This window comes from Roseomonas alba (assembly GCF_019430885.1).
In the GTDB taxonomy this organism is placed as follows: Bacteria; Pseudomonadota; Alphaproteobacteria; order Acetobacterales; family Acetobacteraceae; genus Neoroseomonas; species Neoroseomonas alba.
Genome location: NZ_JAHYBZ010000005.1, coordinates 455,415 through 473,492 on the forward strand (window position 1 = coordinate 455,415; position 18,078 = coordinate 473,492).

The 18,078-nt window shown below is 70.1% G+C and carries 26 protein-coding genes; 21 read left to right on the plus strand and 5 right to left on the minus strand.

Going from position 1 to position 18,078, the window contains the following annotated elements; translation table 11 throughout:
- Positions 1-20 precede the first annotated feature (20 nt).
- On the minus strand, positions 21-410 hold the full coding sequence (locus KPL78_RS16730) for a metallopeptidase family protein (RefSeq protein ID WP_219764113.1): 390 nt from the start codon (positions 408-410) through the stop codon (positions 21-23).
- A gap of 8 nt (positions 411-418) precedes the next feature.
- Here KPL78_RS16730 and KPL78_RS16735 point away from each other — a divergent pair, with 8 nt between their 5' ends.
- Entirely contained in the window at positions 419-775 is a 357-nt protein-coding gene (locus KPL78_RS16735; protein WP_255569084.1) for a 4a-hydroxytetrahydrobiopterin dehydratase, read from the plus strand.
- Positions 776-869: 94 nt separating this feature from the next.
- Here the strand turns inward: KPL78_RS16735 and KPL78_RS16740 are convergent, their stop codons facing one another.
- On the minus strand, positions 870-2,114 hold the full coding sequence (locus tag KPL78_RS16740; protein ID WP_219764115.1) for an RsmB/NOP family class I SAM-dependent RNA methyltransferase: 1,245 nt from the start codon (positions 2,112-2,114) through the stop codon (positions 870-872).
- A gap of 75 nt (positions 2,115-2,189) precedes the next feature.
- Between KPL78_RS16740 and KPL78_RS16745 the strand changes: the two genes are divergently transcribed.
- From KPL78_RS16745 to KPL78_RS16755, 3 genes are all read left to right on the plus strand, one after another.
- Positions 2,190-3,878 carry an ArnT family glycosyltransferase gene (locus KPL78_RS16745; RefSeq protein WP_219764116.1) on the plus strand — a complete coding sequence of 563 codons (1,689 nt, stop codon included), beginning with the start codon at positions 2,190-2,192 and terminating at the stop codon, positions 3,876-3,878.
- The gene (locus KPL78_RS16750) at positions 3,879-4,499 is read left to right on the plus strand and encodes a DedA family protein (RefSeq protein WP_219764117.1); all 621 of its coding nucleotides are present in this window, start codon (positions 3,879-3,881) and stop codon (positions 4,497-4,499) included. It abuts the gene before it with no gap.
- A gap of 153 nt (positions 4,500-4,652) precedes the next feature.
- Entirely contained in the window at positions 4,653-5,669 is a 1,017-nt protein-coding gene (locus KPL78_RS16755; protein ID WP_219764118.1) for a helix-turn-helix domain-containing protein, read from the plus strand.
- Between the two features lie 316 nt (positions 5,670-5,985).
- Here KPL78_RS16755 and KPL78_RS16760 read toward each other — a convergent pair whose 3' ends face one another.
- Entirely contained in the window at positions 5,986-6,615 is a 630-nt protein-coding gene (locus KPL78_RS16760; protein WP_219764119.1) for an FMN-binding negative transcriptional regulator, read from the minus strand.
- A gap of 81 nt (positions 6,616-6,696) precedes the next feature.
- On the opposite strand from KPL78_RS16760, the gene KPL78_RS16765 reads away from it, so the two are divergent.
- On the plus strand, positions 6,697-6,891 hold the full coding sequence (locus tag KPL78_RS16765; RefSeq protein WP_219764120.1) for a DUF6494 family protein: 195 nt from the start codon (positions 6,697-6,699) through the stop codon (positions 6,889-6,891).
- A gap of 4 nt (positions 6,892-6,895) precedes the next feature.
- On the opposite strand, the gene KPL78_RS16770 is transcribed toward KPL78_RS16765, so the two are convergent.
- Entirely contained in the window at positions 6,896-7,276 is a 381-nt protein-coding gene (locus KPL78_RS16770) for a Crp/Fnr family transcriptional regulator (protein ID WP_219764121.1), read from the minus strand.
- Between the two features lie 98 nt (positions 7,277-7,374).
- Here KPL78_RS16770 and KPL78_RS16775 point away from each other — a divergent pair, with 98 nt between their 5' ends.
- Positions 7,375-8,832, plus strand: coding sequence for an amidase (locus KPL78_RS16775; protein WP_219764122.1), 1,458 nt, complete (start codon positions 7,375-7,377; stop codon positions 8,830-8,832).
- A 477-nt stretch (positions 8,833-9,309) separates the two neighbouring features.
- Here KPL78_RS16775 and KPL78_RS16780 read toward each other — a convergent pair whose 3' ends face one another.
- Positions 9,310-9,888 (minus strand): helix-turn-helix domain-containing protein, encoded by a 579-nt coding sequence (locus KPL78_RS16780; protein WP_219764123.1) that lies wholly within the window; start codon positions 9,886-9,888, stop codon positions 9,310-9,312.
- Between the two features lie 187 nt (positions 9,889-10,075).
- Here KPL78_RS16780 and KPL78_RS16785 point away from each other — a divergent pair, with 187 nt between their 5' ends.
- From KPL78_RS16785 to KPL78_RS30275, 15 genes are all read left to right on the plus strand, one after another.
- Positions 10,076-10,384 (plus strand): helix-turn-helix domain-containing protein, encoded by a 309-nt coding sequence (locus KPL78_RS16785; protein ID WP_219764124.1) that lies wholly within the window; start codon positions 10,076-10,078, stop codon positions 10,382-10,384.
- A complete protein-coding gene (locus tag KPL78_RS16790) occupies positions 10,381-11,253 on the plus strand; it encodes a ParB/RepB/Spo0J family partition protein (RefSeq protein WP_219764125.1) in 873 nt (290 codons plus the stop codon). Before KPL78_RS16785 ends, KPL78_RS16790 begins: the two co-directional genes overlap by 4 nt.
- Positions 11,253-11,414 (plus strand): hypothetical protein, encoded by a 162-nt coding sequence (locus KPL78_RS16795; RefSeq protein WP_219764126.1) that lies wholly within the window; start codon positions 11,253-11,255, stop codon positions 11,412-11,414. The genes KPL78_RS16790 and KPL78_RS16795 overlap by 1 nt, the downstream gene beginning before the upstream one ends.
- Before the next feature lie 115 nt (positions 11,415-11,529).
- Entirely contained in the window at positions 11,530-11,988 is a 459-nt protein-coding gene (locus KPL78_RS16800) for a DNA transposition protein (protein WP_219764127.1), read from the plus strand.
- A complete protein-coding gene (locus tag KPL78_RS16805; protein WP_219764128.1) occupies positions 11,985-13,967 on the plus strand; it encodes a transposase domain-containing protein in 1,983 nt (660 codons plus the stop codon). Before KPL78_RS16800 ends, KPL78_RS16805 begins: the two co-directional genes overlap by 4 nt.
- 39 nt (positions 13,968-14,006) lie before the next feature.
- Positions 14,007-14,993 carry an AAA family ATPase gene (locus KPL78_RS16810; RefSeq protein WP_219764129.1) on the plus strand — a complete coding sequence of 329 codons (987 nt, stop codon included), beginning with the start codon at positions 14,007-14,009 and terminating at the stop codon, positions 14,991-14,993.
- The gene (locus KPL78_RS16815; RefSeq protein WP_219764130.1) at positions 14,993-15,397 is read left to right on the plus strand and encodes a hypothetical protein; all 405 of its coding nucleotides are present in this window, start codon (positions 14,993-14,995) and stop codon (positions 15,395-15,397) included. The genes KPL78_RS16810 and KPL78_RS16815 overlap by 1 nt, the downstream gene beginning before the upstream one ends.
- Positions 15,390-15,707 carry a hypothetical protein gene (locus KPL78_RS16820; protein ID WP_219764131.1) on the plus strand — a complete coding sequence of 106 codons (318 nt, stop codon included), beginning with the start codon at positions 15,390-15,392 and terminating at the stop codon, positions 15,705-15,707. The genes KPL78_RS16815 and KPL78_RS16820 overlap by 8 nt, the downstream gene beginning before the upstream one ends.
- Entirely contained in the window at positions 15,704-16,129 is a 426-nt protein-coding gene (locus KPL78_RS16825; RefSeq protein WP_219764132.1) for a helix-turn-helix domain-containing protein, read from the plus strand. Before KPL78_RS16820 ends, KPL78_RS16825 begins: the two co-directional genes overlap by 4 nt.
- Positions 16,126-16,404 (plus strand): DUF2312 domain-containing protein, encoded by a 279-nt coding sequence (locus KPL78_RS16830; RefSeq protein WP_219764133.1) that lies wholly within the window; start codon positions 16,126-16,128, stop codon positions 16,402-16,404. Before KPL78_RS16825 ends, KPL78_RS16830 begins: the two co-directional genes overlap by 4 nt.
- 14 nt (positions 16,405-16,418) lie before the next feature.
- Entirely contained in the window at positions 16,419-16,937 is a 519-nt protein-coding gene (locus KPL78_RS16835; protein WP_219764134.1) for a host-nuclease inhibitor Gam family protein, read from the plus strand.
- On the plus strand, positions 16,934-17,131 hold the full coding sequence (locus KPL78_RS16840; protein ID WP_219764135.1) for a hypothetical protein: 198 nt from the start codon (positions 16,934-16,936) through the stop codon (positions 17,129-17,131). Before KPL78_RS16835 ends, KPL78_RS16840 begins: the two co-directional genes overlap by 4 nt.
- Positions 17,128-17,505 (plus strand): thermonuclease family protein, encoded by a 378-nt coding sequence (locus KPL78_RS16845; protein WP_219764136.1) that lies wholly within the window; start codon positions 17,128-17,130, stop codon positions 17,503-17,505. Before KPL78_RS16840 ends, KPL78_RS16845 begins: the two co-directional genes overlap by 4 nt.
- On the plus strand, positions 17,502-17,783 hold the full coding sequence (locus tag KPL78_RS16850; RefSeq protein WP_219764137.1) for a hypothetical protein: 282 nt from the start codon (positions 17,502-17,504) through the stop codon (positions 17,781-17,783). The genes KPL78_RS16845 and KPL78_RS16850 overlap by 4 nt, the downstream gene beginning before the upstream one ends.
- A complete protein-coding gene (locus KPL78_RS30275; RefSeq protein ID WP_255569086.1) occupies positions 17,783-17,905 on the plus strand; it encodes a hypothetical protein in 123 nt (40 codons plus the stop codon). The genes KPL78_RS16850 and KPL78_RS30275 overlap by 1 nt, the downstream gene beginning before the upstream one ends.
- Positions 17,906-18,078: the final 173 nt, after the last annotated feature.

The window sequence follows — 18,078 nt, forward strand, 5'->3', positions numbered from 1 at the left end:
GATCGCCCCGGGCGCTGCGGTCAGTCTTCCTCCAGCCGCGCGATGTCCTCGTCCGACAGACCGAAATGGTGGCCGATCTCGTGGATCAGAACGTTGCGGACCAGGCGGAACAGATCCTCCCCGGTCTCGATCCATTCGAGGAGGATGGGCTCGCGATACAGCAGGATGCGGTCGGGCTCGCGCGGGATGTCGCCGCCGGATTTCAGCGTCAGCGGCACGCCCTGATAGAGCCCCGTCAGCTCCCAGGGGCTTTCGAGGCCCATGTCCTGGAGGGTATCGTCGTCCGGGATGTCCTCGACCAGGATGGCGCTGCCGCGGACCAGGTCGCGCAGCGGCTGGGGGATGGCGGCGAGCGCATGCTCGGCCATCTCTACCAGGTCATCGAGGCCGGGCGGCGTCGTGAAGCGCATGACGCTCCATGCGCGGGCGATGGGCCGCCCGTCAAGAAGAGGAGATGCCGATGGTCGCGAAACTGGATGCGGCAGGCCGCGCGGCGCTGGCGCAGGACCTGCCGGACTGGTCCCTGGTGGCGGGCCGCGACGCCATCACGCGGTCCTTCCGCTTCGCCGATTTCAACGCCGCCTGGGGGTTCATGACCCGGGTCGCGCTGCTGGCCGAGAAGCACGACCACCACCCGGAATGGTTCAACGTGTGGAACCGGGTGGAGATCACGCTATCCACCCACGACGCCGGCGGGCTGTCGGTCCGCGACGTGGCGCTGGCGAAGGCGATCGACGGGCTGAGCGGCGCGGAGGGGAAGGGCGAGGCGCGATAGGCGCAGGGCAGGGGTCTGCTCCTCGCCAGATTTCTCCGGGGCACGGTGCCGTGGCCGCGACATGTCGCGGAGGGTCGCGCCCGGAGCGGCGGTGTCACGCCGCGCGCCGGAACCGCGCGGCAAAGAAACCGTCCATCCCGCCCCGCATGTCCGGCCGCGTGCGCAGGCAGCCGGCAGCGGTGATCGCTTCGGGCAGGCCGGGCAGCTCCTCCACGCGGAAGGGGTCGTGCACCAGGCCGAGCCCGGCGGCGCGGGCGAGGTGCGCCTCGCCTTCCTCCGGCTGCAGGGAGCAGGTGGCAAAGACCAGCCGCCCGCCCGGCTTCAGCATGCCCGCGGCAGCGGCGAGCAGCCGGGCCTGCGCCTCGGCCGCGGCCTGGACGTCGCGGGGGCGCTTGGTGTGCGCCACGTCGGGATGGCGACGGATGGTGCCGGTTGCCGTGCAGGGGGCGTCGAGCAGGATGGCGTCGAAGAGAGCCGGCGGCGTCCAGGCGGCCGCGTCGGCCTGCACGATGGTCGCGGGCAGGCGCAGCCGGGCCAGGTTCTCCGACAGGCGGGCGACGCGGTGGGGGTCGCGCTCGACGGCCGTGACCTCGGCACCGGCGGCGGCAAGCTGGGCGGTCTTGCCGCCCGGCGCGGCGCAGAGATCGGCGATGCGCTCGCCCGGAAGCGGCTTCAGCAGCAGGGCGGGCAGGGCTGCGGCGGCATCCTGGACCCAGAAGCGGCCCTCGGCGAAGCCCGGCAGGTCGGTCACGCGGGTGCCGGGGGTCATGCGCCAGGACCCGGTGGGCAGGATCTCCGCGCCCTCGGGCGGGGGCGCGCCGGGAGCGGGGGTCAGGTCGAGCGGCGCCGGGCCGCGATGGGCCTCGGCGATGGCGCGCACCGCGGGGCCGTAGGCGGCGTGCCAGGAGGACCAGAGCCAGGACGGCGTATCGAGGCGCGGCGCGTCCAGCCCTTCGAGCGCGGCCGGGCCTTCCGCGGCGACTTTGCGCAGCACGGCGTTCACCAGCCCGGCGAAGGCCTTCGGCGCCAGGGCCACCGCGACGCCCACGGCGGCATGGGGCGGGGTGTCGAGCAGCAGCAGCTCCGCTGCGCCGATGCGCAAAGCGTGGCGGGCCGGCGGCGGCGGTTCGCGGCGGAGGAAGGGGCTCAGCACCTCGTCGATGCTGCCGAGGCGGCGCAGAACGGTCGCGGCGATGCGGTGCGCCGCCGCCCGGTCGCGCGGGTCGAGCCGCTTCGGCAACTGCTCCAGCGCCTCCTCGAGCGGCTTGCGGTGTTCCAGCGTCGCATCGAGCAGGTCGCGCGCGGCTTTGCGGGTCGGAAGTCCGGGAAGGAGTGCCAAGGGTCTCGCGGGGTCCGGGGGAGGCGGGGCCGCTTCATGGCACCCTCGGGCGTTGCGTGCTAGACGCCGCGCGCGATGCGCGCTGCTGACTTCCTCGACCGGCTGCCCGAGACGCGACGGCCGGTGCCGTGGCTGGTGCTGCTGTGTCTGCTCCTCTGGCTGCCGGGGTTCTTCACCATCCCCGCCGGCGACCGCGACGAATCCCGCTTCGCCCAGGCCTCGCGCCAGATGGTCGAGACGCATGACTACGTGCGTATCCGCCTGGGCGAGGTCGAGCGCAACAAGAAGCCGGCCGGCATTCATTGGCTGCAGGCGGGCGCCGTCCATGCCCTGGAAGCGGTCGGCATCCCGGCGCGCACGCAGATCTGGGCGTATCGCCTGCCGTCGCTGATCGGGGCGCTGATCGCGGTGCTGGCGACCTGTCTGCTGGGGCGGGCGCTGGTCGGGCGGCGGGCGGCCTTCCTGGCGGCGGCAATGCTCGCCCCCTGCATGGTGCTGCTGGTCGAGACGCATATCGCCAAGACCGATGCGGCACTGCTGGCGACCATCACCATCGCCATGGGGCTGATGGGCAGGGCCTATCTGACGCCGGACAGCTTCACGCCGCGGCAGGCAGCGGCCTTCTGGGCGGTGCTGGGTGCCGGGGTGCTGCTCAAGGGGCCGATCGCGCCGATGATCCCGTTGCTCGCGGGTGTCACGCTCTCGGTCATGGATCGGCCGGCGGGCGGGCCGTGGTGGCGGCTGTCCGCGCCCTGGCTACGGGCGCTGCATGCCGGCTGGGGCATTCCGCTGATGGTGCTGTGCGCGGCGCCCTGGTTCGTGGCCATCGGCATCGCCACGGAAGGGCGCTTCTTCTCCGAGGCGCTGGGCGGGGACATGCTCGACAAGGTGTCCTCGGGCGAGGAAGCCCATTGGGGGCCGCCGGGGATGTACACGGCGATCTTCGGCATCACCGCCTTTCCCTCGGCCTGGATCGTGCTGCGGTCGCTGCCGGGGTCCTGGGCGGACCGGATGCAGGCGCCGGTGCGCTTCCTGCTCGCCTGGGCGGTGCCGACCTGGCTGCTGTTCGAGGCGGTGGCGACCAAGCTGCCGCACTACACCCTGCCGGCCTTCCCGGCGCTGATGCTGCTCGGCGCCCGTTGGGCGATGGACCCGCTGCGGCAGGCGGCACCGCGCTGGATTGCCTGGCTGTCGGTCGCGGCGCTGGCGGGCGTGGCGGTCGGGCTGCCGCTGCTGGCCGGGGCGGCGGTGTTCCGCGTGGAGGGGCGTTTCGATCCCTTCGCCATCGCGGGTGTCGGCGCGGGCATCTTCCTCGTCTGGGCCCTGCTGCGCATGGCGGGCCAGGCGCAATGGGGCCGGGCCGCACTCGCTGGGGCGATCCTCGCCATCCCGCTCTACGCCTGTATCCTGGAAGGGGTGATCCCGCGCATCCAGGCGGTGTGGCTGTCGCCGCGCCTCGCCGCGCAGGTTGCGGCCGTGGCGCCGGGCCTGCCGGCGCGGGATTTCGGCGTGGTCGGGCACCACGAGCCTTCCCTGCAATTCGCAATGGGCGGCGACATCCGGCTGCTGCGGGACGGTGCTGCGGCGGCGGATTTCCTCGCTGATGCGCCCGGCCGCATTGTGGCCGTGAATGACCGTCAGGAAGCGGCCTTCCGGCGCGCCGCGGCGGATCGCGGGCTGACCCTGCGAGAGCTCGGCACGGTGACGGGCCTGAACTATGTGCGCGGCCGCTGGGTCGCCATGTCGCTCTTCAAGGTGGAATAGATGTTCCAGTGGGTGACGGAGATGGTCGCCGCCGGCGGCCTGATGGGTGTCTTCGCGCTGATGGTGCTCGAGAACCTGTTCCCGCCCATCCCGTCGGAACTGATCATGGCCGCCTCCGGCTTCGCCGCCGCGCGCGGCCAGATGCCGCTGTTCTGGCTGATCGTCTTTGCGGTTGCCGGCACGCTCGCCGGCAATATCGTCTGGTACGAGCTCGGCCGCTGGCTGGGCGTGGAACGCTTCCGCCCGTTGGTGCAGCGCTTCGGCAAGTGGTTCGCGGTGGAGGAAGAGGATCTCGACCGCGCCACCGGCATGCTGCGCCGCTGGGGGCCGATCGCGATCTGCGTCGGGCGCATGTTCCCCGGGGTGCGCACGCTGATCTCGGTGCCTGCGGGCATGGTCGAGATCCCGCGCCATGTCTTCTACCTATGGACCGCGCTCGGCTCGGCGATCTGGCTGACCTTCCTCGCGCTGGCCGGCTATTTCCTCGAGGAACACTACGACAAGGTCGAGCATTGGGTGGAACCGCTCGCCTGGGTGGTGATCGGCGTGGCCATCGGCGGCTATGCGGCACACCTCGCCTATGCGTTCCGCCGGGCGCGGCGGCGTCGGCAGCGGGGCTGACCCTCCAGCATCCAAATCCCCTGCTCGGCGATACGGGACCGCCCGCGGCGCTTGACTTGTCGCGATCGTTTCGCAATAGCGGCCCCGAGGGGAGTTGCGTATTTCCATGGACCGGGCTTCCGCGCCGGTTCCAGGAGTGTGCGGTTCATGCCGATGAGCAGTCTCAGTTTCTCGACGCGCGACCTGCCGGCTCGTGACCAGCACGAGGCTTGGCGATCCTGGTTCTACCCGGTGTTCGACCTTGCCTGGTCGCCGGGTGAGACTCTCACGTCGTTCGAGGCTGACATCACGACCTGGATGATGGGCGGCACGACGCTCAGCCGCGTCGTCGCCCCGCCGCTGCATTCGATCCGCAACGCGACCCATGTCCGGCGGAACCCGACGGACCATTGGGTGATCGCCGTGGGCAAGGTGCCGTCGAACATCCTGATGGAACATGAAGACCTGCAGGTCGCCGCCGGCACGGCTTTCCTGCTCTCCCTTGGCGATCCGGTGCAAAGCGCGCGAGAGGCGGACGACCGCCTGCATCTCTATCTGCCGCGGGACCGATTCACGTCCCTGGCGCCGATCCTGGACCGCGCCAAGGGAAAGCTGCTCCAAGGCGGGCTGGGCTGCCTCCTCTCTGACTATCTGCATCTTCTCGAACGATCCCTGCCCGGCCTGAATGACGCGGAGATCGCCAGGCTGCCGGATGCGATCGAGGCGATGGTCGCTGCCTGCATCGCGCCGGAATCGCGCAGTAGTGGTGATGCCTCGGCGCAGATTGATTTCACCCGTCTTGACCGTGTGCGGCAGGCGGTGCGGCGGCGGCTGCATTCCGCGACGCTGACGCCCGTTTCGCTCGGCCGGGATGTCGGAATGTCGCGGTCCCAGCTCTATCGGCTGCTGGAAGGCGAAGGCGGCGTGATCCGGTACATACAGCGCCAGAGACTGCGCGCCATCCATGCCGCCCTGTCCGATCCGAAGGATGAGCGGCCGATCGCCGTCGTCGCGGAATCCTGCGGCTTCTATGAGCCTTCGACCTTCAGCCGCACCTTCCGGCGCGAGTTCGGCGTGACGCCGAGCGACGTGCGTGCCGCCGCGCGGGCCGGACTGGTCCTGGCGCAGGAACCGCGGCCGGTCATGTTGGCGGAGACGATGAATCTCAGCGAATGCCTGCGAGCGTTCTGAGAAAGATCCAGGTGGCGCCATGGATTGGAGAGGGGCTCTGCCCCTCCCGGACCAATCTGGCCAAGGGACGGTCGCTCTGGACATCTGATGTGGCGCCGGGCGCGATTGTCGCTCTGATTGAATGAGGTACGCCGCGCCAGGACAGAACCTTGGACTCGGGGCAAGGCGTATCCCCTGATCCGCAGGAGGGTCCGCCCTGCCCGGCGCCAGGTCACGATTTCCAAAGGCCCTGTGGCCGTTGGTGGGCACGAATCACGGCTTTGCGCTTCCGGGAGGGGCAAAGCCCCTCACCATCGGCGCGTGGTGCAGGGGCTCCCTACTCCATCGCCGCCGCCACATCCTTGTCGCGTGCGTCCTCACTCGCGGCGAGGCCGGCCTGCACGGCTTCCCGGTCCTGGGCGGCGCGGTTCTGGCTCAGCTTGCGCTTGCCGATCAGGGTCTCGATGCGCAGGACGATGCCGACGATGCCCTTGAGCTGGCTGGCGATGAAGTCTTCCGGCGCGTCCGTCACGGCCCAGCGCTCTGCGCGCGGCGCCTCGTGCAGATCCGTCAGGCGGGAGACGATGGCGTGCAGCCGCGTTGCGTCCTCGACCACCTCGATGGGGCCGAGGGCATGGACGGCAACGTAGTTCCAGGTCGGCACGACCCGGCCGTGTTCCTGCTTCGAGGGGTAGAGGGAGGGCGAGACATAGGCCTCCGGCCCCGCGAAGATGGCGCGCGCGGCGCCGGCGGCGGCGAGGCCGCGCCATTGCGGGTTGGCCTTCGCGACATGGCCGTAGAGTGTGCCGTGCGGGCCTTCATCCTCGGCGAGGACCAGGGGCAGGTGGGTCGCTTCGGGGATGCCGCCATCGGGTGCGGCGGAGACGACCAGTGCCAGGCGCGCCGCGCGCATGATCTCCCGCAGGATCTCGGGGCGGTCCTCGCGGAAGGCAGGCGGGTTGTACATGGCGCGATGCTCCTTTCGGGTGCAGGCTAGGGCACCCATGCCCCGGACCGGAACCGGGGCGCTCTGCGCAGGAGACATGCCATGGACGAGGACCGCTTCAACATGGAACTGCGGAAATTCCTCAAGCAGGTCGGCGTGACCTCCCAGCGCGAGATCGAGCGCGTCGCGCGGGAAGGCGGGCCGCGGCTGAAGCGGCTGCGGCTGCACATGGCGCTGACCTCGCCCGACGCGCCCGGGCTGCAGCATGTGGTGGAGGCCGAGATTCCGGTCGAATGACCGGTCAGAGCGCCGCGTTGGTCGCGCGCAGGCGCTGGGCGAGGCCTTCCATCACGTACCAGACGAATTCCGGGACCTCGGCGATGGCCCGCCGGAAGCCGTGCTCGTCGAGGGTCGCCAGCTCGCAATCGGTCGCCGCGACGGCATCGGCCGTGCGCGTCAGCCCGTCGATGAGGGAGACGAGGCCGAGCGCGTCGCCTGGCCCGATCGTCGCGATCGCGCGCCCGCGGCTGGAGATGTCGACCAGGCCCGAGAGCACGACATACATGTCGCGGGCCGGGTCGCCCTCGCGGAAGATGCTGTCGCCGGCGCGGCAGGTGATGATCGTGCCGAGCCTGCGCGCGACATCCCGCATGTCGGACTCCGCGGCATCGGTGACGGACATGGCGATCCCTCCCTGCTTCAGCGGTCGTGGGGCAGCCTAGACCCGGATTTCCGCAATCTGCGCAATTTTTCTCACAAGCCCGACAGAGAGACCGCCGCATGGCCGATTCCAGCCTGATCCGCATGACTGCCACCGAGGCCGTGGCGAAGCTCCGCGCCGGGGAGGTCTCGCCCCTTGAGATGATCGACGCCGCCGAAGCGCGCATTGCCGAGGTCGAGCCGGCGGTGAACGCGCTGCCGACGCTGTGCCTCGACCGCGCGCGCGACCATGCGAAGGCATTGATGAACGGGCAGCGGCGGGAGGCGGAAGGCGAGGCGGGATGGCTCGCCGGCCTGCCGATCGCGATCAAGGACCTGACCGAGGTCGCCGGGGTGCGCACCACCTTCGGGTCCCCGATCTTCGCGGATTACGTCCCCGAGCGCAGCCATCCGATCGTCGAGCGCATCGAGCGCAAGGGTGGCGTGGTGATCGCCAAGTCCAACACGCCGGAATTCGGTGCCGGCGGATCGACCTTCAACGAGGTGTTCGGCCGCACCCGCAATCCCTGGAACACCTCGCTGACCTGCGGCGGGTCGACCGGCGGCGGCGCGGTGGCGCTGGCAACCGGGGAAGTGTGGCTGGCGCATGGGTCGGACCATGGCGGGTCGCTGCGACGACCGGCAACCTATTGCTCGGTGGTAGGGCTGCGGCCGTCCCCGGGGCGGGTGACGCGCGGGGCGCAGGAGGATCTGTGGTCGCCGCTGTCCGTCCAGGGGCCGATGGCGCGCAACATCCCCGACTTGGCGCTGTTCCTCGACACCATGGCGGGCTGGGACATCGACGACCCGATGACCTACGACGCGCCGGCGCGGTCCTATGTCGCGGCCGTCGCCGCGGCTGAGGCCGAGAAGCCGCTGCGCGTAGCCTTCTCCGCGACCTTCGGCGGCAAGATGGCGATGGATCGGGAGATGGCGACGCTCTGCACCGAGGCGGTGCGGCGTCTTGAGGCGCTCGGCATCGTGGTCGAGGAGGCCTATCCCGATCTCGGCGATCTGAATGAGGCGTTCCTCGTCCTGCGCAGCCAGCATTTCGTGGTGGATCGCGAGGAGCTGCTGGCGACCAAGCGCGACAAGCTGAAGCCCGACATCATCTGGCAAACCGAACGCGGCCTGTCCGAGACGCCCTCGCGCCTCGCCTGGGCGGAGCATGAGCGCGCCCGCTTCTTCCGCGCCATGCGCGAGATCTTCGGTCGCTACGACGTGCTGGTGACGCCGGGGGCGTCCTCCGCCGCTTTCGACGTGAATCTCCGCGCGCCCGAGAAGATCGGCGGCAAGGTGCTCGAGAACTACATGGGCGGGTCGCTGATCAACGCCTTCGCGACGCTGGCGAGCTGCCCGGCGGTCGCCGTGCCCTGCGGCTTCGACCAGTATGGGCGGCCGGTCGGGCTGCAGGTGGTCGCGCCGCCGCGGCAGGATGCGAAGGCGCTGCAGGTGGCGGCGCTGTTCGAGGCGCTGAGCGGGCTGGACCGGATGCTGCCGGTCGATCCGAAGCCTGGGGTGGTGCCGCCTTACGAGTGAGGGCGGAATTCTGCCGCGGATCCCGCCTGCTACGGGGCGAAAGGCCCTTCCGATGGCTGGCCCGCTTCGGCTGTCGCAGTTGGAGGGGCGCCGCCCCTCCAAGCCACCCCGCCAAGTGCTTGGAGCACTTGGAACGCAATTTCCTGGCGCCTGGCGCCACTGCCGTCTTGCCCCCTCCAAACGCGCCTTGTGCGCAAGGGCGTCTTTCGGCGGCATTCCTGGCGGTGGCGCACGGCGCCAGGTATTGGTTTGCAAAGGCCCTGTGGCTGTTCCTTGACACATCCTTCCGGACATCCGGGATCATGCGGGATTGTCGGGGATAGTGCGGGACAAACTCCCGGAAAAATTGGGTTTTCGACGTGCGGCGGCGATGCCGCAGGCGTGGGCGGCAGGTTCCGGAAATCGGGGCTCATCGGACGATTTTGACATTGGGTTCCGGAAAAAATTGGGTGGCGCTCTGAGGCTCTGAGAGGCCTCTCAATCGGGCGTCGGTGAGCTCTTAGGACCCGCCTCAATCTCGGTCAGATGGTCATAGATCACCAGGGCAATTCGCATGAGTAGGGTGGGCGTGACCGAAGGCCCGATGAGCTGCCGAGAGGCCGCCTCGTACGCGCGAGCCAGCCGTTCCGGATTGACCTGCCAGGCGATGCCCCCCCCGCCCGACGCGTGATCGGCGGGGCCTGGCTCCGCGGCGCCCAGAATGGTTCGGAAGGCGCTGTGCCTCTGGTCTGGCGCAGGCTGAAGGACCGCTGGCGCAGGGTCGGTGACGAGCATCGGCTCCTCGCCCGTCGCGAGCCAGTTCAGGCGAACGCCGGAAGCCCGGGCCAGCGCCACCGCGCCCTCTATCGGCAGCGCGCCACCTTTGAGATAGCCGTTCAGAGTGCTCTGCGGAATTCCGCTCATAATGGCGAGCTTCCGCCTACTCCCGAGCCTCTTCCAGAGCGCCTCAAGCCGCGCCACGCGGGATTGCGTGATCTCATCCGCGGCAGCAGGAACGCTTCCACCTTCGGAAGGCGAACCTGGAACGCCGCTTCCATCTTCCGGATCGGCTTCCATGTTACCAAATTTTCCTGCAAATACAATTAGTTGCGGGATTACGCCTGCTTATATGCGAAATTCCGAATATGGAAGCCGCAGAACTAGCGGAATTCCGCTTGCGAATATGCGGCATGTCGCTCATTCTCCGTTTGCCAAACCACAACCCCGAGCGCGCGGCCCGCCAGCCGCCTGCTCAGGAGACACGATGCCGAAGCGCCCTAACGACTGGCACCCGGAGGACATCAAGGCGGCGGTCCGCAAGTCCGGCGCCACCCTGTCTGCCCTGTCCCGGGCCGCCGGCCTTTCGGTCGGCGCCGCCAAACGAGCCCTAGACGTCCCCTGGCCCCGGGCGGAGGCGATCATCGCCGCCCGGCTCGGGGTCAGACCTCAGGACATCTGGCCCAGTCGCTACGACGCCGAAGGGCTGCCCCTCAAGGGCCGGCCCGTCGCCATCGGCCCGGAACGTAGCCGCTCGGCCCCCACCCCGCACCGTCAGAAATCGGAGGCCGCGTGAACACGCCCGTCCTGTCCATCCCGCTTGACCACATTGAGGTAGGCGAGCGCCTCCGCGCGGTCGACGCCGACTATGTCGCCCTGATCGCCGAAACGCTGATCCAGCGCGGCCTCGATACCCCGATCATCGTCACCCCGACCCAATTCGAGGGGATGTATCGGCTGGTCACCGGCGGCCACCGCATCGCCGCCGCCGAGCTGGCGGGCTGGAGCGAGATCCCGGCCAAGGTCGTCGAGGTCGACGAGCTGCAGGCCAAGCTGATCGAGATCGACGAGAACCTGATCCGGCGCGAGCTGTCCGCCCTGGACCGTGCCGTGTTCCTCGCCGAGCGCAAGCGGGTCTATGAGGCGCTGAACCCCGAAACGGCGCACGGAAAAGCAAAGAAAAAGAAGGACTTGGAAAAGTCGACAGGCTTGTCGACTTTTGCCGAGCGGTTCAGCAAGGCGACCGCCGCCAAGCTGGGCGTCGACGAACGCACCATCCAGCGCGCCGTCGCCCGCGCCGCCATCGCCCCGGAGGTCCGGGCGCTGATCGCGACCCACCCGATCGCGGACAGCGGCGCCGAGCTCGACCAGCTTGCCGGCCAGACGCCGGAACGCCAGCGCGAGATCGCCGATCGCCTGGTCCGCGAGGGCGCCACCGCCCGGACGGTTTCGGCCGCTCTGGTTGAGATCGTTGGTCGCCCGCCGGTCAGCGTGGTTGCGGAGATCGACCGGCAATACCGCGCGATCATGAGCGCCTGGACCAAGGCGTCGCATTCCGAGGCCAAGCGTCGGTTCCTGGACCTGCTCTGCAGTCTCCGCGCCGACCGCAAGATGATCGAAAAGGCACTGTCGCGCGCGGCCCAGGACGCCGAGGACGCCGCGTGATGGCACACCATCCCCGTGCTCCGCGCGTCACGCTGACCGCTTGCTTCTGCGGCGTGCTGTTCGCCACCTTCATCTTCGGGGGGTTCTGGGTCGCTGAGCTGATCGGCCCCCGGGACATGCTGCGCGCGCTGGCGATCATGGCACAGGCGGTGCGGCCGTGACCCCGCCAGCCGCCTGGCACTGCCGCGGCGACAGGTTACTGCGCCTGTTCGGCGGGGCGGTGGCCGCCGTCATCGCCACCTTCCTGATCGCCATCGCCTGGCGGGCCATCGGCTGATGTCCCGCCGGCGCACCGCACAGCCCGACCTGCTCGACTGGCAGCCGCCGACCCCGGTGGTGGCCTTCGAGCCGGCCCAGGTGCGGGCCGCCAGCCTGGCCGCCAGCGTCGCACGCGCCGTCGCCGCCACCCTGCGGGACAGCCCGCTGCCCCGTGAGGAAGTGGGGGCACGCATGTCCGCCTACCTCGGCGAGCGGGTGTCGAAGCACATGCTTGACGCCTACGCGTCCGAGCAGCGGACGGACCACCCCATCCCCGTCACTCGCCTGGTCGCGCTGATGCATGCGACGGGCGATCGCCGGCTGCTGCAGCTGATCGCCGAGCCCCTCGGCTGGGCGGTCATCGAGCGCCGGCATCTCCCGATGATCGAACTGGCGGCCGTGCAGGAACAGCGGGACGAACTCGCCCGCCGAGCCGATGCCCTGCGCCGCGCCGCCCGCGCCGGAGGTGCGATGTGAGCGTCTGGCTCACCCTCACCGAACTCTCTGCCATGGCCCTGCCGGGCCTGCCGGACACGCGCCGGGGCCTCGCCATGCAGGCCGAGCGCGAGGAATGGACCCACCCCGACGCGGAAGGCCGCCTCTGGCGCCGCCGGCAGGGGCGCGGTGGCGGGGTCGAATACGCCCTCGCGGTCCTGCCCAGCTACGTCCAGGCGAAGATCCTGGCCCGCGCCGCGGCGACGGCGGCGCCGGCCGAGAAGGACGCGACGCTCCAGCGCCTGTCGGATGAAGCCGCCTGGGCCGCCTATGAGCGCCAGCCGGAGAAGCACAAGGCGCGCGCCGCCGCGCGTGTCGCGGCGCTGGATGCGGTGGCCACCCTGGTGAACCAGGGCCGGCCGCGCAGGCTGGCGATGATGGAAGTCGCGGCGACGCACCAGGTGTCGCGATCTCAACTCTACGAATGGGCAAGCCTCGTCGACGGCGTGCCGCGCGCGTCCTGGCTGGCGCGCCTGGTCCCACAATATGCGGGCGCAACCGGCGCCCGGGCGACCTGCAGCGACGACGCCTGGGAATGGCTGCGCGCCCGCTACCTGCTGCCGAACCAGCCGACTTTCGAGGCGTGCTGGCGCGACCTGGAGAAGGTCGCGGCGCAGCGCGGATGGACGCTGCCATCCAAGCGCACCTTGCGCCGCCGCATCGACGCCCTGCCGGCGGTGGTGCGCACCTGGCACCGCGAGGGACCGGAGGCGACGGACGCCCTGTTCCCGACGCAGCGCCGCGACCGTTCGATGCTGCACGCGATGGAGTGGCTGAACGCGGACGGCCATCGCTTCGACAACTTCGTCGAATGGCCGGACGGCGAGCGCGCCCGCCCCATGGTGGTGTGCTTCCAGGATCTCTACTCCGGGAAATTCCTGGGATACCGCGTTGGTCCCGACGAGACCGGCGATACCTTCCGCCTCGCCTTCGGCGACGTGGTCGAGAAGTACGGCATCCCCGCCAAGGTCACGATCGACAACACGCTGGCTGCGGCCAACAAGACCATGTCCGGCGGCCTCAAGCGTCGCTTCCGCTTCAAGGTGCGCGCCGAGGAACCGCTCGGCATCTTCCCGACCCTTGGCGTCGAGGTCCATTGGGCGAAGCCGTATTCGGGCCGCTCCAAGCCGATCGAGCGCGCCTTCGGCGATTTCGCGCGGGACATCGCGCGGCATCCGTCCTTTGTCGGCGCCTGGACGGGCAACAGCACGTCGAACAAGCCGCATGACTACGGCAGCAAGGCCGTGCCGCTGGCGACCTTCCTGGCGGTGCTGGAGGCCGGGATCGCCGAGCACAACGCCCGGCCGGGCCGCACCGCCGCGAATTGCCGCGGGCGCAGCTTCGACGAGACCTTCGCCGAGAGCTATGCGCAGGCACCGATCACCATGGCGTCGGACGCGCAGCGCCGCGTCTTCCTGCTGGCGGCGGACGAAGTCCGCGTGCGTCGCGATGCGACGGTCCACCTGATGGGCAACCGCTACCACGATCCGCGCCTGGTCGAGCTGCGCGGCCGGCCCGTGACCATCCGCTTCGATCCCGAGCACCTGCACGCGCCGGTGCACATCTTCCTGGCCTCGGGCGAGTTCTTCGTCACCGCGGACTGCATCGCCGACGCCGGCTTCGGCGATGTGGACGCCGCGCGCCGCACCGCGCAGGCGAACAAGCAGCGGCGCAAGGGGATCAAGCTGATCGCGGACGCGGAGCGGCGGATCGAGGCCGAGCAGCTCGCGCGCGATCTCGCGGATCTCGAACGCCCGCTGCCACCCACGCCCGCGCCGCGCGTGGTTCGCCCGCTGTTCCGCGGCAATGCCGCGGTCAAACCCATCACCGATCAGGAGGAGGAGACCTCGGAAGAACGCTCCGAGCGCCTGTTTGTCGCTGCCCACCGGCAGCTGCGCGGCGCTGGAACCGCCGCGCAGCTCCGGCTGGTGCCGGACGAAGACGCCGAGGACCAGGCCTGAACAGCGGCCCTCGGAACCCACGACAGAGAGAGACCTATCATGCCCAGCGACGTCGCTGAACCCATCATGAGTGCCGAGGACATGGCCGCGATCCGCGAGCGTGTCCGTGCGGTGATGGCCGAGCGCAAGATCACCCAGGCCGAGATCGCGCGCCAGATCGGCATGCCCTATGGCACGTTCACCAACTGGCTCGGCGGCACCTACAAGGGTCGCAACGAGCGCGTGGCCGAGCAGGTGCTGTCCTGGCTCAACAGCCTCGCGACGCAGGAACGCACCCGCGCGATGCAGCCCCGCGCGCCGGCCTTCGTGCTGACGAAGACGGCCGAGGCGATCCTCGCGACGCTGGAGCACGGTCAATACACGCCGGAGATGGTGGTCATCACCGGCATCCCCGGCGTCGGGAAGACGTCCGCGGCCCGCTGGCATGCCTCCCGCAATCCCAATGTGTGGATGGTGACCGCGGAACCGGCGATGTCCTCGCCGAATGCCCTGCTGCACGCGCTCAATGACGAGCTGCGGGTGGAACCCGCCGGCGTGTCCGCGCTGCGCATGTCGCGGTCCCTGATGCGCAAGATGGCGGGCAGCCAGGGCCTCATCCTGATCGACGAGGCGCAGCACCTCACCAGCCCGACGCTCGACCAGCTGCGCAGCTTCTTCGATATCGCGGGCGTCGGCATCGCGCTCATGGGCAATGAGCACGTCTATGCCCGCCTCGAAGGCGGGGCGCGCAGCGCGCAGTACGCGCAGCTTTTCAGCCGCATCGGCATGCCGCTGCGTCGCCCGCGGGTGCTGAAGGACGATATCGAGGCGCTGCTGGACGCGTGGGGCGTGCAGGGCGCGGCCGAACGCAAGCTGCTGCACCAAATCGCGCGGAAGCCCGGTGCCCTGCGCAACGTCAACAAGGTAGTGCGCATGGCGCACATGCTGGCGGGTGGCGATGGCGCCGAGGCGATGGGCGAGGGCCACATCGCCATGGCGTGGGATCGGCTGAGCGGCGGCGCCGCCCTGCAGGCGGAGGCCGCGTGATGCCCCGGCAGATGGACAATCCCCTGGATGGGCGCGGGCGCAATGTGAAGCTGCCGAAGGCCACCTGGGTCGGGGCACTCCAGGTGCTCCTGCTCGCTGCGCGCGAGGCGCAGGACCCCAAGTCGCGCGCGGACGCGGAGCATGAGCTGGAGCGCATGGCGCTGGCCGCCGATATCGCGACGTCCATGCACCTGGCGCTGACGCTCGCGCGCTTCGAGCTGCGCGAGGATCTCGCGGCGCATGTCCGCAGCACGACGCGCCTCGCGTTCGAATGGCAGGTGGAAGAACCGCTGCCATCGACGTTCTGCGATCCCGAGATGGAGCAGGTGGCGCAGCGCAAGAAGGCCGCGCTGGAGAGCGTCGACGCGACGATCGCCGCCGCGGAGGGCCGCACCCGTGGCTGACGCCTGGTGCCATCGCGACGGCGTCATCGGCATCGGCCAGAAGGCGCCCGAGGGTTCCCTGCTGCTCCGCCAGGGCGAGAGCGAGCCGGTCCTGCAGGAGGCGATCGCGCGCGTCGGCCGCCTCGCCTACGACAACACCACCTGGCTCGTCCCCGGCGTGCCGGAAGCGGACGACGACGATGCGGCGCTGGAGGCCGCGATCGACTTCATCTTCAAGCTCCGCCTCCGCTGCGCCACCATCACCCAACGCCAGCCGCGCCCGCTTCATGCGCGGGAAGGCCTCGTGGTCATCGCGGGAGGCCGCGCATGACGCCGACCCTGTCAAGCAAGGACCGGCTCACGCTGGTCATCGAGCAGAACGAGGATCTGCGCGCCGAGAACGCGGACCTCCGCCGGCGCATCAGCGCCGCGTTGCAGAGCGGCCTCACACCTCGCGTTCGCCAGGTGCTCTCGCTCGTCGCAGCGGAATGGGACGTCGATGCCGACCTGATCCTGTCCGAGCGGCGCGCCGCCTGGATCGTCGAACCGCGCCAGGTCGCCATGTGGATCGCCGCGAAGCACCTGCGGCACAGCCTGCCACGCATTGGCAGTGCGCTCCGCCGCGACCACACCACGGTCCTCCATGGCATCGGCGTCGTCTCGGCGCGGCTGGCCCGCGACCCGGACTTCGCGGCGCGCGTCGCCCGTGTGTCTGCCGCCGTCACCACCCAAGCAAACCCGGAGGTCCAGTGAGCACCGCGAAGCCCGCGTCGGCGACGCCCGACGACACCGAGGTCGGCGGCATCGCCGCCGATCGCCTGCGCGCGATCATCGAGCGCGTTGAGAGATTGGAAGAGGAGAAGAAGGCACTCTCCTCCGACATCAAGGACATCATGGCCGAGGCGAAGTCCGCCGGCTTCGACGTCTCGGTGATCCGCAAGATCATCGCCATCCGCCGCCAGGAACCGGCCGACGTCGAGGAGCAGGACACGCTGCTCGACCTCTACCGCCGCGCCCTGGGCATGTGAGGGAACCCCGCACCATGACCCGCACCAAGCGCAAGGCCGAAACCGTGCCAGCCGCGCGCGACCAGGCCGAGGCCGAGACCTGGATCAGCCGCATCGGCGAGCTGCAGCGCAGCCTTGTCGTCGAGCAGGCGGCGCTCGCCGAGACGATCGCCAAGGCCAAGGCCATGACGGCCGATACGGTGGCTACGATCAATGCCGAGCTGGATGCCCTGACGCGCGGCGTCCAGATCTGGGCGGAGGCGCACCGCCACACCCTGACCGATGGCGGCAGGCGCAAGACGGTCGCGCTCGGCACCGGCAGCGTCCTGTGGCGCCTGGCGCCGCCCGCGGTGCGGATCAAGGGGCCGGACGCAGTGCTGGCCTATCTGCTTAAGCACGGGCGGGAGGAATTCCTGCGCCGGAAGATCGAGATCGACAAGGCTGCGATGCTTGGCATGCCCGGCGTCGCTGGCGCGATCCCCGGCGTGACCATCGCCAGCAGCGGCGAGGAATTCGTGGTCGAGCCGGCCGGCGCGAAGGAAGTGGCGGCATGACGCCCCTAAACCGCAACGACGCGATCCGCCGCTTGATCGGCGCCGCGTTCGACGCCGGCGTCGCCGCCGCGTCCCGCCCGGCTTCCCGCCGCAATGATGCGCGGATCGAACAGATGAACTACGGCACCAGCATCGTCGAGAGCTGGATCGAGCAGGACGTCGAACAGCGCAGCGCGGCGGGCGGTGCGTCGTGACCCGGGCGAGCATCATCGCGGCGATCGCTGCCATCACGCTCGCTACGTCCGCCGCGGCGCAGTCCCCGCTGCGCGTCATCGACGGCGACACGATCGAGGTGCGCGGGCGCATCGTGCGGATCATCGGGCTCGACGCGCCGGAGATCCACGGGCGCTGCCCGGAGGAGACGCGCCTCGCCATCGCGGCGCGCGACCGGCTGGCGCAGCTGCTCGCCGGGCGCAGCGAGATCCGCACGCGCGGGCGCGACCGCTACGGCCGGACCCTCGGCCGCGTGCTTGACGCGAACGGTCGCGACGTCGCGCGGGTGCTCATCAGCGAGGGCCTGGCACGGCCCTATGACGGGCGCAGCCGGCGCCAAGGGTGGTGCCCGTGAGCCGCGATCGCCTGGACCGCCTGCTGATCGAGCACCAGCACGCGTGCGTTCGCTTGGTAAAGCCGGTTGCGGAATTGCTGGCGCCTTTGCCGCCGGAGATCCGCTCACATTTCTTGCTCTGCTGCATCGCGCAGGAGGTCTGCCACCTCCCGCCGCAGGAACGCGGAGCGGAGATCCGCAGCATCTGCGAGGAGCTTCCGCGGATCTTCCAGATCACCGAGGCCGCCATGCGCGAATGCCTCGCTGAAAACGCGCGAGATGGCGAGGGCAACGGCTGATGCGCGCGCCGGCCCCATCTTCTGGCTTCTGGAAGGGCGTCGCTGTGGCGGTGCCGCTCAGTGTGCCGCTGTGGGCCGGCATCATCTACGCCGCCCGATACCTCTGGCAGGCGCTGTCATGATCGCGCCCGCCGACCTGCGCATCGTCGCCGACCTGCCGGCCATCTACGCCATCCTGATGCGGCTGGAGACCGGGGAGCGCGCGTCCCGCGACCTCGATGCCGATGTGTTCGAGGCGCTGGGCTGGCACGTCCTGCGCGATCGCCAGATGGTTCTCAGCCCGCTCTCACGCGCC

Bases quoted from the DNA above. Each gene is read 5' to 3' on its own strand.
- KPL78_RS16730 (WP_219764113.1), bottom strand. From the start codon at position 410: ATGCGCTTCACGACGCCGCCCGGCCTCGATGACCTGGTAGAGATGGCC.
- KPL78_RS16735 (WP_255569084.1), top strand. From the start codon at position 419: ATGCGCGGGCGATGGGCCGCCCGTCAAGAAGAGGAGATGCCGATGGTC.
- KPL78_RS16745 (WP_219764116.1), top strand. From the start codon at position 2,190: ATGCGCGCTGCTGACTTCCTCGACCGGCTGCCCGAGACGCGACGGCCG.
- KPL78_RS16750 (WP_219764117.1), top strand. From the start codon at position 3,879: ATGTTCCAGTGGGTGACGGAGATGGTCGCCGCCGGCGGCCTGATGGGT.
- KPL78_RS16755 (WP_219764118.1), top strand. From the start codon at position 4,653: ATGAGCAGTCTCAGTTTCTCGACGCGCGACCTGCCGGCTCGTGACCAG.
- KPL78_RS16760 (WP_219764119.1), bottom strand. From the start codon at position 6,615: ATGTACAACCCGCCTGCCTTCCGCGAGGACCGCCCCGAGATCCTGCGG.
- KPL78_RS16765 (WP_219764120.1), top strand. From the start codon at position 6,697: ATGGACGAGGACCGCTTCAACATGGAACTGCGGAAATTCCTCAAGCAG.
- KPL78_RS16770 (WP_219764121.1), bottom strand. From the start codon at position 7,276: ATGTCCGTCACCGATGCCGCGGAGTCCGACATGCGGGATGTCGCGCGC.
- KPL78_RS16775 (WP_219764122.1), top strand. From the start codon at position 7,375: ATGGCCGATTCCAGCCTGATCCGCATGACTGCCACCGAGGCCGTGGCG.
- KPL78_RS16780 (WP_219764123.1), bottom strand. From the start codon at position 9,888: ATGGAAGCCGATCCGGAAGATGGAAGCGGCGTTCCAGGTTCGCCTTCC.
- KPL78_RS16785 (WP_219764124.1), top strand. From the start codon at position 10,076: ATGCCGAAGCGCCCTAACGACTGGCACCCGGAGGACATCAAGGCGGCG.
- KPL78_RS16795 (WP_219764126.1), top strand. From the start codon at position 11,253: ATGGCACACCATCCCCGTGCTCCGCGCGTCACGCTGACCGCTTGCTTC.
- KPL78_RS16800 (WP_219764127.1), top strand. From the start codon at position 11,530: ATGTCCCGCCGGCGCACCGCACAGCCCGACCTGCTCGACTGGCAGCCG.
- KPL78_RS16810 (WP_219764129.1), top strand. From the start codon at position 14,007: ATGCCCAGCGACGTCGCTGAACCCATCATGAGTGCCGAGGACATGGCC.
- KPL78_RS16815 (WP_219764130.1), top strand. From the start codon at position 14,993: ATGCCCCGGCAGATGGACAATCCCCTGGATGGGCGCGGGCGCAATGTG.
- KPL78_RS16825 (WP_219764132.1), top strand. From the start codon at position 15,704: ATGACGCCGACCCTGTCAAGCAAGGACCGGCTCACGCTGGTCATCGAG.
- KPL78_RS16835 (WP_219764134.1), top strand. From the start codon at position 16,419: ATGACCCGCACCAAGCGCAAGGCCGAAACCGTGCCAGCCGCGCGCGAC.
- KPL78_RS16840 (WP_219764135.1), top strand. From the start codon at position 16,934: ATGACGCCCCTAAACCGCAACGACGCGATCCGCCGCTTGATCGGCGCC.
- KPL78_RS30275 (WP_255569086.1), top strand. From the start codon at position 17,783: ATGCGCGCGCCGGCCCCATCTTCTGGCTTCTGGAAGGGCGTCGCTGTG.